Annotated in this window: 9 protein-coding genes; all 9 read left to right on the forward strand. The window is 42.9% G+C overall.

Annotated features, from left to right (window positions below; all coding sequences use genetic code 11):
* A partial coding sequence (locus AC1DXF_RS29025; RefSeq protein ID WP_477452183.1) for a response regulator occupies positions 1 to 1,047 on the forward strand: 1,047 nt, incomplete at its 5' end.
* A 547-nt stretch (positions 1,048 to 1,594) separates the two neighbouring features.
* On the forward strand, positions 1,595 to 4,774 hold the full coding sequence (locus AC1DXF_RS29030; RefSeq protein WP_477452184.1) for a SusC/RagA family TonB-linked outer membrane protein: 3,180 nt from the start codon (positions 1,595 to 1,597) through the stop codon (positions 4,772 to 4,774).
* 25 nt (positions 4,775 to 4,799) lie between these two features.
* On the forward strand, positions 4,800 to 6,371 hold the full coding sequence (locus tag AC1DXF_RS29035; protein ID WP_477452185.1) for a RagB/SusD family nutrient uptake outer membrane protein: 1,572 nt from the start codon (positions 4,800 to 4,802) through the stop codon (positions 6,369 to 6,371).
* Positions 6,372 to 6,396: 25 nt separating this feature from the next.
* The gene (locus tag AC1DXF_RS29040) at positions 6,397 to 7,935 is read left to right on the forward strand and encodes a glycan-binding surface protein (RefSeq protein ID WP_477452186.1); all 1,539 of its coding nucleotides are present in this window, start codon (positions 6,397 to 6,399) and stop codon (positions 7,933 to 7,935) included.
* A gap of 62 nt (positions 7,936 to 7,997) precedes the next feature.
* Entirely contained in the window at positions 7,998 to 9,473 is a 1,476-nt protein-coding gene (locus AC1DXF_RS29045; RefSeq protein WP_477452187.1) for a cellulase family glycosylhydrolase, read from the forward strand.
* Between the two features lie 157 nt (positions 9,474 to 9,630).
* On the forward strand, positions 9,631 to 11,094 hold the full coding sequence (locus AC1DXF_RS29050; RefSeq protein ID WP_477452188.1) for a cellulase family glycosylhydrolase: 1,464 nt from the start codon (positions 9,631 to 9,633) through the stop codon (positions 11,092 to 11,094).
* Between the two features lie 141 nt (positions 11,095 to 11,235).
* Entirely contained in the window at positions 11,236 to 13,029 is a 1,794-nt protein-coding gene (locus tag AC1DXF_RS29055) for a family 43 glycosylhydrolase (protein ID WP_477452189.1), read from the forward strand.
* Between the two features lie 286 nt (positions 13,030 to 13,315).
* The gene (locus AC1DXF_RS29060) at positions 13,316 to 13,624 is read left to right on the forward strand and encodes a hypothetical protein (RefSeq protein WP_477452190.1); all 309 of its coding nucleotides are present in this window, start codon (positions 13,316 to 13,318) and stop codon (positions 13,622 to 13,624) included.
* A 105-nt stretch (positions 13,625 to 13,729) separates the two neighbouring features.
* Positions 13,730 to 15,679: glycoside hydrolase family 3 protein (locus tag AC1DXF_RS29065; protein WP_477452191.1), on the forward strand; the 1,950-nt coding region annotated here is incomplete at its 3' end.

Genomic DNA, 15,679 nt, shown 5'->3' on the forward strand with positions numbered 1-15,679 from the left:
CACGATATTCCGGAGTCGATGATTAACCAGGGCAGCGGCATCGGCCTTGCAATTACGCATGAGTTTGTGAAGATGCACGGAGGCGAAATAACAGTTGAGAGTGAGCCTGATCACGGCAGTTGTTTTACCGTTAAACTACCGTTTGTTATCTATAACGGTCGGGATAAAGACCTGCCATCAGACGATGACATGGATAACGACATCGTAAACGAGATTACCCATAAAGAAGATAAAACTGTCGTCAAACAGCCGCGATCAAATAAAAAGCCGGTAGTTCTTTTGGTTGAGGATAACGATGATTTTCGTTTTTACCTGAAAGACAATTTAAAGGATGTATTTTTTTTAATCGAGGCTTCAAACGGAAGAGAAGGTTGGCAAAAGGCCCTATCTCAGCATCCGGATATTATTGTAAGTGATATCAGCATGCCCGAGATGACGGGAATTGAGCTATGTAAAAAGCTAAAGAACGACAAACGTACCTCGCACATTCCCGTTGTGCTGTTAACCGCGTTAACGGGTGACGAAGAACAGATAAAGGGGCTGGAAATTGGCGCTAATGATTACATGACAAAACCATTTAATTTCGAAATATTACTTTCAAAAATCAAAAATATCTTAACCCTTCGGGACACCTATAAGCGCACGTACAAAAAGCAGATGGATGTACAATTGCAGGAAACTCCTTTAGAAAATGAAGATGAAAAACTCTTAAGATGTATTGTTGAATATATAGAATCGAATATATTAAACGAAAGCCTTTCGGTAAAAGAATTAAGCAGCAAGATGAATATGAGCCGGGTATCGCTTTATAAAAAAGTTTTAATGCTTACGGGTAAGTCGCCTGTCGACTTTATCCGTTCTATAAGACTTAAAAAAGCGATGTATTTGCTGGAGACCAGCCAAATGACAATCAGCCAGATTGGCTACGAAGTTGGCTTTAATTCGCCCAAATATTTTACAAAAGCATTTAAGGATGAGTATAACATCCCACCCTCTGCCTATGTCAGTTCAATTCGCCAACAAAAACTGGAAGAAAAGAACAGTTAATTAAATTTAACCAATTATTGCCAGCCCCTTCTTGTCCGCGTTATGCCTTGCCAATTACTCCCGATTGTTGTCATTGAAGTCAATATTTTGCAAAAAAATAAAGGAAACATGACCGTGGAGTAGTTTAAAGTAATTTAACACATTGATTTTGAGTATTTTACAAAGTGGTTAACATTTTGGGATGTATTCATTATCAAATTCGGTAGTCCTTTCTTTTTAACAATCATAGTTTCATCCCCCGGAATATCAGCTCAAAGTAATGTATTTAAACACGTTGCTTTTGAACAATATTCCACCAATAACCAATAGGACCAACAGTTAACTTTTTTGAATTAGTAAACATGAGCCTGACTGCACCTGAAGTTTTTTAACTGATTGTTCGGGCAGCTGTTTCATGTGAAGAAACTAACAGTAAAGTAGTTTTCAAAGGTTGTTTTTGGGCTAACTAAAATGCGATAACAAAATAAATTATGAATGAGAGAAAAACCAATTAATTACTAACCAAACACCAATGCACCAATTATCAAACCTTAAATCCTTTTAAAAGATGGATAAAAATTTACAAAAGAGAGTGAAATATCAAATTTCATTAATTATCGCGGGCATATTTCTTTATATATCTGCCCATGCACAAACCGTAAGTATTACGGGTAAAATAACAAGCGCCGACGATGGCCAGCCCATGCCAGGAGTAAGCATCAAAATTAAAGGGACAGGCCTGGGCACTATCTCCAGCATTGATGGTAGCTATAATATAGCCGCTGAACCAGGCAAAGTAGTCGTTTTTAACTTTTTAGGCTATGCGCCACAGGAAATAACTGTTAAGCAAGCTGGCGCAATTAATGTCAGGCTCAATTCAACATCCAGTAAATTAAACGAAGTGGTTGTTGTAGGTTATGCTAAAGCCCGAAGAAAAGACGTTACAGGATCTATAAGTTCAATATCGGGAACCGATTTGCGCCAAACGCAACCCACTACTTTTGACCAGGCCCTGCAGGGTAAAGTTGCAGGGGTTGTGGTGCAGCAAGTGTCGGGCCAGCCGGGTGGCGGCGTATCTATTCAGATACGTGGTGTGTCGTCAATAAGCGGCACCAACTCGCCGTTGTACGTAATTGATGGTATTGTTATCCCACCGGTAGGTGACCCGGGTAAAGGCGGCAATCCGTTAAACGCCATCAATCCCAACGAAATAGCATCAATAGACGTATTGAAAGATGCATCGGCAACGGCCATATACGGTTCGCAGGCAACCAATGGTGTAATTGTTATTACCACAAAAAGGGGCAAAGCCGGACCACCGCAAATAACCTATGATTTCTATTCAGGATATCAGGCGATAGCGAAAAGGCTTCCTACAATGAACCTGCAGGACCATGCCGGTTTCATTAATGCCAGAGGGCAAGTATGGGGCTTTGACATAAGACCAGAATTTGTCAATCCGAAGTATTTAGGTACCGGTACCGACTGGCAGGCGGAATTATTCCGCAAAGCTCCTATGAACAACCATAACCTTACCGTGAGCGGCGGCGATGATAGAACGCAGTATTTGCTGTCAGCCTCTTATTTTAACCAGGAAGGTATAGCCATTGGATCTAATTTTACAAGAGCCTCGGTACGGTTAAATTTAGATAACAAAACTACTAACTGGCTTAAAATTGGAACCAGCCTTCAATTGGCCCGCGTTAGCGAAAATCAAAATTCAACAGCTTCGGGAGTTATTGGTTCGGCGCTAAACCTCACGCCCGATATCCCGGTGAAAAACCTTGATGGCTCATGGGGTGGTATTAGTAACACAAATGGTTGGGTGCTTTCTACTCCTAACCCTGTGGCTATGGCCGAAATCATAAAAAACCTTAGAAAAAGAAAGCAGATATTTGGCAACTTATACGCCGAGGTACAATTTACCAGAGACCTGTCTTTACGAAACGAAGTGTCGGGCAATTTCGATTTTAACACGGAAGATAATTTTACACCAACTTATACTTTCGGCAAAACCGTTAACAACACCAATTATGGCTCAACATCAATGGGTCAAAATGAGTATACGGTAATACGCAGTTTTTTAACTTATAACCACAATTTCAGCCGGTATTATGTCAATTTATTGGCGGGGCACGAATCGCAGGTTGGCTCTTTTCAAAATGCATATGCCTATCGGTCAAATTTCCCTTCAAATAACGTACAGGCCATTAATTCGGGTGATGGTACCACAGCCAGAAATGGCGGCGATTATGGTTCAGGCACCGCGCAGGAATCTTATTTCGGCCGTATCAACGTATCATGGGATGATAAATACCTGGTTACCGCTAATTTACGGGCCGATGGTTCATCAAATTTTTTCCACACCAATCGCTGGGTAAATACTTACTCAGGAGCATTTGCCTGGAAAATCAATAACGAGGCGTTTTTGAAAGGCGTTAAATCTATAAATGAATTGAAGCTGAGGCTTGGTTATGGGGTTACCAATAACCAGGGCATACCGGGCAATACCTTTGTAACCCAGCTTCAAACAATAGCTAATGGTTTATCGGGTATAGCGCAGTGGCAAAACAATCTGGCGAACGAAGACGTAACATGGGAAAAAACAGACTATTACAATGCAGGGCTTGACGGAGCGTTTTTTAACGGGCGGTTAAGTTTTTCGTTGGATGTTTATGACCGCGAAACAAGCGGACTATTGTTAAAAATTCCGCTTCCTTTATATAGCGGTACTACAGCGGGATGGTCACCGGGATCTATGCAGGCACCATATATCAATATTGGTAAGGTGCGTAACAGGGGGTTTGACTTCAGGGTTAGCGGTACCAACGTTAGTTCGAAAAATTTTACCTGGAAAACCGATGTTACTGTATCACGAAATGTTAATACAGTGCTGAACCTGGGCCCTGGTGGCGCCGACGCCAGCTTAGCCCAAACATCATACACAATTAACCAGGTGGTTGAAAAAACTGTAGTAGGCAGATCTATAGGCGAGTTTTATGGCTATGTGTTTGACGGCGTTTTCGCAACCGCTAAAGATTTTAAAACACACGCCTTGCCAGCTGACCAGGGCGGTAATACTTATCCAATCTCGCCTTCAGGCGGTGGTATCTGGTACGGCGACCGTATGTTTAAAGACTTAAACGGCGACGGCATTATTGACACAAAAGATCAGACCTTTTTAGGCTCTCCTATTCCTAAGTTCCAGTTTGGTATCAACAACTCATTCACCTACAAAAATTTCGACCTTAATTTCTTCCTGAGTGGCAGTTATGGCAACAAAGTATTTAATGAACAATCGATAAGACAAACCAATTCGCAAAACAATACCGCCTATTTTAAAAAGGTATTAGAATACGCCAGGGTAGAACTGATCGATCCGGCCGGTTCTGCATCTGATATTGACAACGTGCATGTTACCAACCCCGGTACAACCGTTGTAGGTTTAAGAAACGACAATACCAACGACAATAACCGTTCTAATAGTTTGTTTATCGAAAACGGTTCATTCCTGCGGTGTAAGAACATCACGCTGGGTTACCGCTTGCCCGAAAGCGTTTTGTCAAAAATACATGTAAGCAATTTCCGGATATACGGTACTGTAACCAACGCTTTTCTCATAACAAAATATTCCGGGATGGATCCTGAAATCGGGTCATGGAATCCGCTTCAGGCGGGTTGGGATAACGGTTATTATCCGCAGCCAAGGGTATTTACTATTGGCGCTAACATAACTTTTAGCAAATAAGGCAATCACCAACAAAAAAGATATTATGAAACCAATTAATAAAATATTAGTTTTCGCGCTATTAGCGGTAGCATTTACCGCGTGCAAAAAGAGCTTTTTAGATCGCCCGTCAAACTCACAGATCAGCTCTAATAATTTTTACAAAAGCACCACCGACCTGCGACTGGCTACGGCAAGCTTATATGGCGGTTCGCACTGGTTCTTATTTCATAGCCAAGCCATGTTAACAGTGGGCGATATATTAAGCGGTAACGCTACATTCCCATGGAATGGCGATATCGTTCAGCTTTATACCCGTACTATTACCCCCCAAAACGCCATTATATCAAACGGGTGGACAGGCTTGTACAATGTTATTGCTCAATGTAATACAGTTATCAGTGCTATAAAAAAAGCCGATCCCTCTGTTTCTACGGCTGACAAGAATGCTGCCATAGCCGAAGCCAGGTTTATTCGCGCCATAGCCTACTATCATTTGGCTGTTTATTGGGGTGCAGTGCCAATTATAGAAGACAACGCTAAACTGTTGTCAGATCCCTTACTTAACCGCAATGTGGTTTCGGACGTGTATAAATTTGTTGCCAACGATCTTACTTATGCAGCGCAAAATCTCCCAAAAACCGATCAAACAGGGCGTGTTACAACCTGGTCGGCACAGGGAATGTTGGGCAAGGTATATTTGACGATGGCGGGCGTAGGCAAAAGTGGCATGCGCGACCAGGCTTTGCTTGATAGCGCTAAAAAATATGCAGGTAATGTGTGCAAAAATAGCGGATTGACGCTGTTTTCTAACTATTACAATCTTTTCAAACCGCAATTTAATGATAGCCCCGAATCATTATTCGCACTTCAATGGCAGGCCGGTACGGGTTACGCAAACGGTAATGCATGGCAAACCTATTCGCCAAGCGGTGATATCAACCCCGGAAAGAATGGCGCATGGATACCTTTTTCACCCAATTACGAGCTGTATCAGCTTTATTCTGAAAAGGATTCGATAAGGCTCAAAGCGAGTATGTTTCTCACCGGTGTACATTATCCCGAGCTGAATGCGGCAGGCGGCGGCTTTACCGCTACCATGGTGGCTATGAAAAAACACATTATTGGCAACGAGAAAGATAACAACGCGCCGACCATGGATTTTTGGTCGTCTCCGGAGCACAATTCTGTTTTAAGGTTAGCTGATGTGTATTTGATTTATGCCGAAGCTATTTTAGGAAACGATGCCTCAACCTCAAACGGCGAAGCGCTGACGTACTTTAATGCTGTTAGGGAAAGAGCAGGTGTAGACCATGTTACATCGCTGGACTTTAACACCATATTGAAAGAGCGACGGGTTGAACTTGTTTTTGAAGGACAATATTGGATAGACCTGGTGCGGTATTCTTATTACAATCCGCAAGGAGCTGTTAATAATCTTAACAACCAAAAACGGGGGACGTTTACATATGACAAGGCAACGAAGACAGCCAAAAGGGATACAACCTTTGTAGCACCTGCGTTGCCGGCAACCATCAGTTCATTTACGTTGCCAATTCCGGCATCGGAGATGACAGCTGATCCTAAATTGGCTCAGCCACCTGTACCATATTATTAATTTAACATAGTTAAAATATATTATTATGAAAAAGATTTTAAATGCCCGCCTGTTTTTTTTGCCGCTGCTATTAGTGATAGTGGCCTTACTGCCCGCTTGTAAAAAGGAAGTAACAACAAACAGCGCCCCGCCTTCCATTACAAGCGTAAGGATGTATAATGCATCACCTAAGGATACGCTTATGAGTACAGGTAACCCCGCAACTGATCCCAGCTGGTCTGGAGGAACAGGACGATATGTGGTTATAATCGGGCAGAATTTGCAAAAGGCAACTCAAATCACATTTAATGGAGTTCCTGCCAGTTTTAACCCTACATTATTTGCGCCCACCAGCGCAGTGGTGCAAATACCAAACATTCTGTTTTCAAAAGTTGATACTGCTAAACTCTATACTATAGAGTATACCACGGCAGCAGGTACTACAAAATTTTCTTTGAAATTAGGTCCGCCTGCGCCTATTATTTGGGCCATTTCAGATGTATTTGCCAACCCGGGCGATTCGGTTTATCTTTTTGGTGCAAATTTAGTATTGGTTCAAAAACTGGTATATGGGGGCACCGATATCCCCAAATTTAACTCGAGCCTTCATGGGGACTCCCTTGGCTTTTTGATGCCAGCAACGACATCAAACAAGCTAATAACAGTAACTACTAAATCTGGTATTGCCATTGATACAATAAATGCGAAGCCGATTATTTATGGCATTTCCTACGTTAATCCCAAACTTGGTGATTCGGTTTATGTTTATGGTGCTTACCTTAAGACTGTCCAGTCAATTTCTTTTGGCGGTGCTACTATTACAAATTTCACAGAAGGTCCACGTGGCGCTTATGTTAAGTTTTCGGCTCCAAATGAGAACAGCTACTCAAGTGGACCAGTGACCATTGTTACCAGTTATGGAACGGCTTCTACTGTTAATAAAGTAAATACTCAAAATAACGATAAAGTAGGTCTTTTAGGAGATTTTGAGTGGGGTGATAATTTTGGTTTTGGCTGGGCCCAATTTGAACGTTTAACCGGGGAGTGGGAATATCCCCAATTTAATGGTCCGATGGGAAAAGATCATAGTCAGATGATGGTTATTGATTGTCCTAAAGATAATCCTGTTTTAGCTGCCGGTGCTAAGCAGGATATCCCATTGGGTAATTCTAATACGGGTAATCACTGGGTACCTGTGGCAAATATTACAGATCCTCCTTCAAGTTGGGCTCTTCAATTTGACATAAGTGTGGCTAAACCATGGAATGGAGGTACTCTTCTTATTAAAACTCGATTTGCAGGTGACACTTATGTTGCGCGTTATGAGCCATGGAAAATTCCTGGTTCAAATAAGACCGCTGCTTTTAAAACGAAAGGTTGGCAAACCGTAATTATTCCTTTAACTAACTTCAAATCAAAAGTTGACCAATTAGGGGATGGTGTATCAATTACTCAAATAAGCGATCTATTAGGGCCTACTGGTGCGGGTCCTTATGATATGTACCTTCAAAATTTCAGTAATTCGTCAATTGCAACTGGTTTTTATGTCGCTATTGACAATATTAGGTGTGTGAAAATCAAATAGCCTACAGCCCCACGGCAGTATATCGCCGTGGGGCTTTTTAATTAACTAAGATTAAAGACAAAATGAAAATTAAGTACTCATTTGCAATATTGATATCTCTTATTACAGTTATATCTTTATTCTCCTGTAAAAAATCGAAGAATCAGGACCCGCAACTAACAGTTAGTGCATCCACAATAACTTTTACGGCTGATGAGAATGGGGGTGCCCAGGACATAACCGTTTCAGGTAATGCCGATTGGAACATCAGCAATCCTGCTTATGCGTGGTTGCAATTAAGCACAACATCAGGTAACAGCGGCAGCACTGTTATTCATTTAACAACAATATCGCAAAATGGAACAGGGGCAACCCGCTCTGCCATTTTATACATAAGCTCTTCCAACGGCCAGGCAAGAAGGGTGACAGTTATTCAGGCCCCTACTATATTCCCAGGTTATAATACGTCGCCCATAGCGCCCGACATGACCGGAATGAGCAGTAATGCCGTGCAACTGGCGGCAAAAATGCGCACGGGAATGGGGATAAATATTGGCAATACCATGGAACCCCCAACCGAAGCGGAGTGGGTGAATAGTAAAATTACCGAATCATATATAAAATTTTTGAAAGCAAAAGGTTTCAAAGCGATACGACTTCCTTGTGCCTGGAACTGGGGTCATTTAAGCGATCGGGGAAAAGCGAAAATTGACCCGGCATGGCTTGCCCGGGTGAAAGAAGTAGTTGGATGGTGTGTGGCTAATGATATGTATGTGATGGTGAATATTCACTGGGACAATGGCTGGCTGGAAAATAATATTACCGAAGTTAAGAAAGATTCTGTTAATGCTAAACAAAAAGCACTTTGGGAACAGATAGCTACAACCCTGCGCGATTTTGACGAGCACGTTCTATTTGCCAGCGCGAATGAACCTTGGTGTTGGGATGCCAAGATTATGGCCATACTTAATGGTTATCACGAAACATTCATCAAGGCAGTTCGCTCTACGGGGGGCAGAAACAGTAACCGGGTGCTGGTTGTGCAGGGGCCAAGTGCTCAAAGTATTATAACTTCCCAACTGATGACTACTATGCCTCACGACCCGGTACCTAACCGTATGATGCTTGAGGTGCATTTCTACTCGCCTTATACATTTAATTTAGGACACGATGGAGATTTACCTGGGGTTAAAGCGGCTTACTACTGGGGGGCCGGGAATCATTCTACTATTGAGCCGGAGCGCAACGCCACCTTTGGAGAAGAGGATGCGGTAATTGATGAACTTGGAAAGATGAAAAAGTTTGTTGATCAAGGTATCCCTGTGATAGTGGGTGAATATGGAACCTTTAGACGGACTCCCACATCCGGCAATGGTATTCCTAAGGATACGCTGATGCACAACAGGTCTGTGGATTACTGGCTAACTTTTTCGACCAAAACTATGAGAGCGAATGGTCTTTTACCATTCTGGTGGGAGGTAGGTAATGGTTTTGACAGAAAAAATAATGTGGCTAGTGACCAGCGGATGGTAAATGCCATTATTGCAGGATATAAGTAAAAATCAATCTTGGATTAAAATTATTGCCGTATAGGATATTGTAAGAAGTGGGAGGTTACGGCAGAGCGCGTAGGTTCTTCAAATCAAGTAAATTTCAACTACCTCATTTTATGGGGTTAACGCTTAACGTTGAATACGTTGAGCCTAATATTTCAGTATGAAAACTTCACATTTTAAATATATTTTGGCTGGCTTATTTTTTATAAGTATTGCAGCCTGTAAAAAAACCAAGAATGAGGCCCCGCAACTATCAGTTAGCGCATCGACCATAACTTTTTTGGCCGATGGAGGTACCCAGGACATATCCATTTCTGGGAATGCCGATTGGAGCATCAATAACCCTGCTTATTCGTGGTTGCAATTAAGCGCAACATCGGGTAACAGCGGCAGCACTGTTATTCATTTAACAACATTATCTGAGAATTCCACAGGAGCAACCCGCTCTGTTATTTTATACATAAGTTCATCCAACGGCCAGGCAAGAAGAGTGACGGTTACCCAGGCCCCCACCATATACCCGGGTTATAATACATCGCCTAAGGCGCCAGACATGACCGGAATGACCAGCACAGCCGTGCAACTGGCGGCAAAAATGCGCACGGGAATGGGAATAAATTTCGGCAATACCATGGAATCCCCAGGCGAAGGCGACTGGCAGAATAGTAAGCTTACCGAATCGTATGTGAAATTTGTAAAACAACAAGGTTTCAATTCTGTACGGATTCCTTGTGGCTGGCTTACGTATCATTCAAGCGATCAGGCAAAAGCGAAAATCGACCCTGCCTGGCTTAACCGGGTTAAAGAAGTGGTTGGATGGTGTGTGGCTAATGATATGTATGTGATGCTGAATGTTCACGGGGATTGGGGCTGGCTGGAAGATAATGTCAATGTGGTAAAGAAAGATTCCGTTAATGCGAAGCAAAAAGCGCTTTGGGAGCAGATTGCTACAACTATGCGTGATTTTGATGAGCACCTTATATTTGCCAGCACGAATGAACCTAAGGCTGATAATGCCGGGCAGATGACCATACTCAATGGTTACCACCAGACATTTATCAATGCAGTTCGCTCAACCGGGGGCAGGAACAGTTACCGGGTGCTGGTTGTGCAGGGGCCCCACACTGATCCCAGCAAAACTAATGATTTGATGAATACGCTTCCAACAGACAAAATTCCTAACAAGTTGATGGTAGAGGTGCATGACTACACGCCTGCTGTGTTTACGATATTAGGTGAAGATGTAAGTTGGGGCAACATGGTTTACTATTGGGGGGCCGGGAATCATTCTACTATTGAGCCGGAGCGCAACGCCACCTTTGGAGAAGAGGATGCGATTGTTGCTGAATTCAAAAAGATGAAAGAGAAGTTTGTTGATAAAGGGATCCCTGTGATACTGGGTGAATATGCATCCATGAGGCGGACTCCCGGCGGCAACAATGTTCCTAAGGATCTGGCTATGCACAACAAGTCTGTGGATTACTGGGCAACTTTTGCAACCAAGACGGCTAAAGTGAATGGTCTTCTGCCATTCTGGTGGGAGGTAGGTAATATGTTTGACAGAGCTAATAATGTGATAAAGGACCAAGCCTTGTATAATGCACTTAAGGAAGGATATAAGTAAAAAATAATGTTCGATCAAAGCGTTTGCCGGAATAACGGTACTGTGAAGAGATTGGACAGTACCATTTTTTGCTCAACGTATATGATTGGTATTGATTGTGAAAAGATAAATTAAATTAACCAAAATGAACAATATAATAATATGAAAAAGGGCTATGTTATATTTTTAGGCTTACTGTTCTTGGCCACATTGCTTTCCCTGGCCTGTAAGAAGAAACAGGTTGTGCCTCCACCTCAACTCACTGTTTCTTCCCTGCAAGTTGCTTTTGAGCCGGGAGGAAGTAGCGCTAATATCTCTATCACTGGCAATGTTAATTGGACAGCGACAGCCAACACTTCAGTTCCATGGTTAACCATAAGTCAGTCATCGGGAGGCCCGGGAAATGTTACGCTTAAATTAACCGCGAACGCTAACAACACGGGGGCTGCCCGCCAGGCGATAGTGACTATCAAAGCTCCGAATAGTGCTGACAAGCAAATTCAGGTTACACAGCCAGAATTAGAGGTTAATGAAGACCTGGAAGCAAAATTCGCAAGAGTTTCGCCGAAACTTCTCACCAATAATGCGAACCCTTTATTAGATTTTATGTTTACGGCCGACCCAACAGCTATAGAATACAATGGAAGAGTTTATGTGTACGCCACGAATGATCATCAACAGTTTGAGAAGGTAGGAAAGGATGGGAAAAATAGTTACGGGTATATCCGTACACTGGTCATGATGTCTTCCGATGATATGGTCAACTGGACTTATCATGGCCTCATAAATACAGCCATACTGGCGCCATGGACTTTTCAGTCCTGGGCTCCTTCCATTACCTCCAGGCTGGAAGCAGATGGTAAGACGCACTTCTATTTGTATTACTCCAATAGCGGTGCTGGCTCAGCCGTGCTTACTTCCACCTCTCCCGTTGGCCCCTGGAAAGACCCATTAGGAAAGAACTTAGTCGACCGCTCTGTTCCCGGTGTAGATGTCGAAGTTCCATTCGATCCAGGAGTTGTGATTGACGGCCAAGGTACAGGCTGGCTCAGTTTTGGAGCCGGAACGCCTAAGACAAAGTATATGCCGGATAATGCCCGAATCGTCAAATTAGGAGCAGATATGATAAGTTTGGCAGGCAATATTTCTAAGATACCCGCTCCTTATTTTAATGAAGCCAGCGACCTTAACTTTATCAATGGGACCTGGGTTTATAGCTATTGTACAAATTGGGATGAACGCACTGAATGGCCTTATAGCAATATTGCTAAACCAACCGCGTGCAACATATCTTATATGACGAGTAAAACACCCTTAAATCCGGATAGTTGGAAGTATCGGGATAATTACTTTAAGAATACCGGCGACGTTAACGTGGGGCCTTTGTCAAACAATCACAGTCACGTGTTCAAGTTTAACGGGAAATATTATATTACTTACCATGCCATGTATTTACAGGATTATTTTGACACTAAGGGTGGTTTTCGTAATGTGGGTATAGAAGCCATACCGGTGGATGAAGGGAATGATGTGACTTTCCCCATGGTCAGCGCAACATTTAAAGGCCCGTCACAACTTAGCCTATTAAATCCATTTGTTCTTCAGCAAGCAGAAACCACTGCGGGCACTTCGGGGAAAATTCAGTTCGAAGATGGTGGTAGTGAGGGTAATATGGTTGCCAAAGGAACAATAGATAAACAATGCCTCATGGTGCGGGGAGCCGATTTTAGCAAACAGGTTCCCGCCAAATTCGAAGCCCGGGTGAAAGGAACAGGTAGAATTGATGTTTATGTAAATAATCTTAAAGGCCCGGCTATTGTTTCCCTTACATGTGATGTGAAGGACTGGACTACGCTCTCAAAACAAATAGCACTGAACATACCTAAAGGAGTAGGGAATATCTATTTTGTATTTAAAGGAGATGGTTTTTTGTTTGATGAATGGAAATTTTATTAAGTCTGGTTGCTGGTTTATTGCTGCTATTTATAAGTAGATGTTCGATCAAAACGGGCTTTTACTGCCGATTGGGTGAAGCGGTTAAGCCTTTCTTTTGGGAATTGCCTGCAGGCCCGACACCGCTGAAAAGAGGGGCGGGGCTTTAAAAATACCCTAAGTTTTGCGATAAAAAGATCAGGAGTTTTAAAATTAAATAAGAGAGAGTTTTAGTTGAATATAAGTGGATGCCTGGGGCCTTTACCGAGAGGCCCCGGCATTTTTTAACTATAGTAATTCTGTTTTCAACATGAAGGAAATCAACAATGATCTATTTGAACGCATGACGATATCTGTGGCAAATGATACCTGGTTAAAAAAAGATGATATGGAAAATCAAATGATTTCAAAAGCGCCGGAATTAGATGAAAGTGAAATTAAAGCTTTGATAGAGAATTTTGATACGATTGGTATGTTGCTTAAGGAGCACCCTGCTTTCTTCAGCAACCCTATCATATCGCCTGAATCGAAAAAAACACTTAACGAGGGCTTGGTACTTATTAAGAGCTTCACTCAAAAATGTTTGGAACATTACGGGATGCGTTACCTTTCAGAATGAGATTTCAACTATACGCTACGTGGGATATGGGTAGGCCCAAGCAACAAGTTGAAAATTGCTGTCGCAGGTAAATAGCACCGGCAAAAAGAAAAGAAATAATATTGTATGAAATATACCATTGCCTGTTTTATGGCATTTTTAGTGGCCGGCGGCGTTTCGGCACAAAACAAAAGCGAGGTTGCGCTTAAAGTGAAGATCAATAGCATCGTCAGCAAAATGACGCTGGAAGAAAAGATAGAAATGCTTCATGGCAACGCGTTATTTTCTTCGGCGGGCGTAAGCCGTTTAGGTATCCCGGAACTTACCTGCGATGACGGCCCCTTAGGTGTACGTGAAGAAATAAAACGCTTTGACTGGGCTTCTGCTAACTGGACAACCGATTCGGCCACATTTTTACCAAATGGTTCGGCCATAGCGGCTACCTGGAACCCCGCGATGGCAAATAAATACGGCGTAGTTATAGGCGAGGAAGCCAATGCCCGTAAAAAGATTGTAATGCTTGCACCCGCATTCAATATCTGCCGGATGCCCCTTTGCGGCCGTACCTAYGAATATTATTCGGAAGATCCATATTTGAACAGCCTGCTGGCTGTCGGGGCTGTAAAAGGAATTCAAAGCCAGCATGTGGCAGCCTGTATAAAACATTTTGCCGCCAATAACCAGGAGCTTAACCGTGATAGCGTAAACACTATAGTTGATGAAAGGGCCTTGCGCGAAATCTATTTCCCGGCATTTAAAGCAGCGATACAGCAGGGGAATGCTTACACCATTATGTCGGCCTACAATAAGCTGAATGGCTATTGGTGTTCCGAGAATGATTTTTTATTAAATAAAGTACTGAAAAACGAGTGGGGCTTTAAAGGAGTGGTCATGTCAGATTGGTCCGGGACGCATCATACCGTTGCAGCGGCCAACAACGGGCTGGATATCGAGATGGGATCAAGCGGACCGTATGACCAGTGGTATTTTGCTAAGCCATTACTAAAAGCTGTTAAGGAAGGCCTGGTTCCGGTAAAAGCAATTGACGATAAGGTGCGGAGGATTTTGTGGGTGATGTACCATACCTCTATGAGTACTAACCATCCCAAAGGATCTATCGCTACGCCGGCGCATACCAAAGCCGCCTATGATATCGCGACAGAATCCATCGTTCTGCTAAAAAACGACAACCATTTATTGCCTTTAAAAGCAGGTAATATTAAAAGCATCGCCGTCATCGGCGATAATGCCATCCGTACATTTGCTTTAGGCGGGTATGGCGCCGGTGTAAAAGCTAAAAATGAGGTAACTGCGTTGGAAGGTATAAAATCAAGGTTTGGTAAAACGGCCAGCATCAGCTTTGCACAGGGCTATAAAGCAAACTACCTGGCCAGTAATAGTGATGAACAAAATCGTGGTTACGACCGGCCCGATCAAAAGCTGATTGATGAGGCGGTAGCGCTTGCAAAAACCAGCGATGTCGCCATTTTATGTATCGGGTCCAATCGTGAATATGAAAGTGAAGCCCATGACCGTAAAAGCCTGGAACTGCCTTTTGGAGAGCAGGCCTTGGTTAACGCGGTCACGGCCGTTAATGCCAACACCATTATTGTAATCATGGCCGGCGCTCCGTATGATTTGAATGAAATCAAAAAAACTAACCATGCTATTGTTTGGTCGTGGTTTAACGGTTCAGAAGCAGGCAATGCACTGGCCGACGTATTAAAAGGTGTCATCAATCCGTCGGGAAAGCTGCCGTTTACCTTCCCGGTTTCGTTACATGATTCACCCGCGTTTAACCTGGATACATATCCGGGTAAAGGCGCTACGGCCGAATATAAAGAGGGCATACTGGTTGGTTACCGCTGGTACGATACCAAGAAAATTCAACCGCAATTTCCTTTTGGTTATGGGCTTTCTTATACTGAATTTTCTGTCAGCAAACTTTCCACAGATAAATCAAGCTATAAAAAGGATGAAATCATCCACGCAAAATTCACTATCAAAAATAAAGGCAGCAGATCCGGGGCCGAAGTTGTGCAATTATATGTAAGCGATCCGGTTTGCTCGGTATTG

This window comes from Mucilaginibacter sp. P2_A5, from assembly GCF_056404995.1.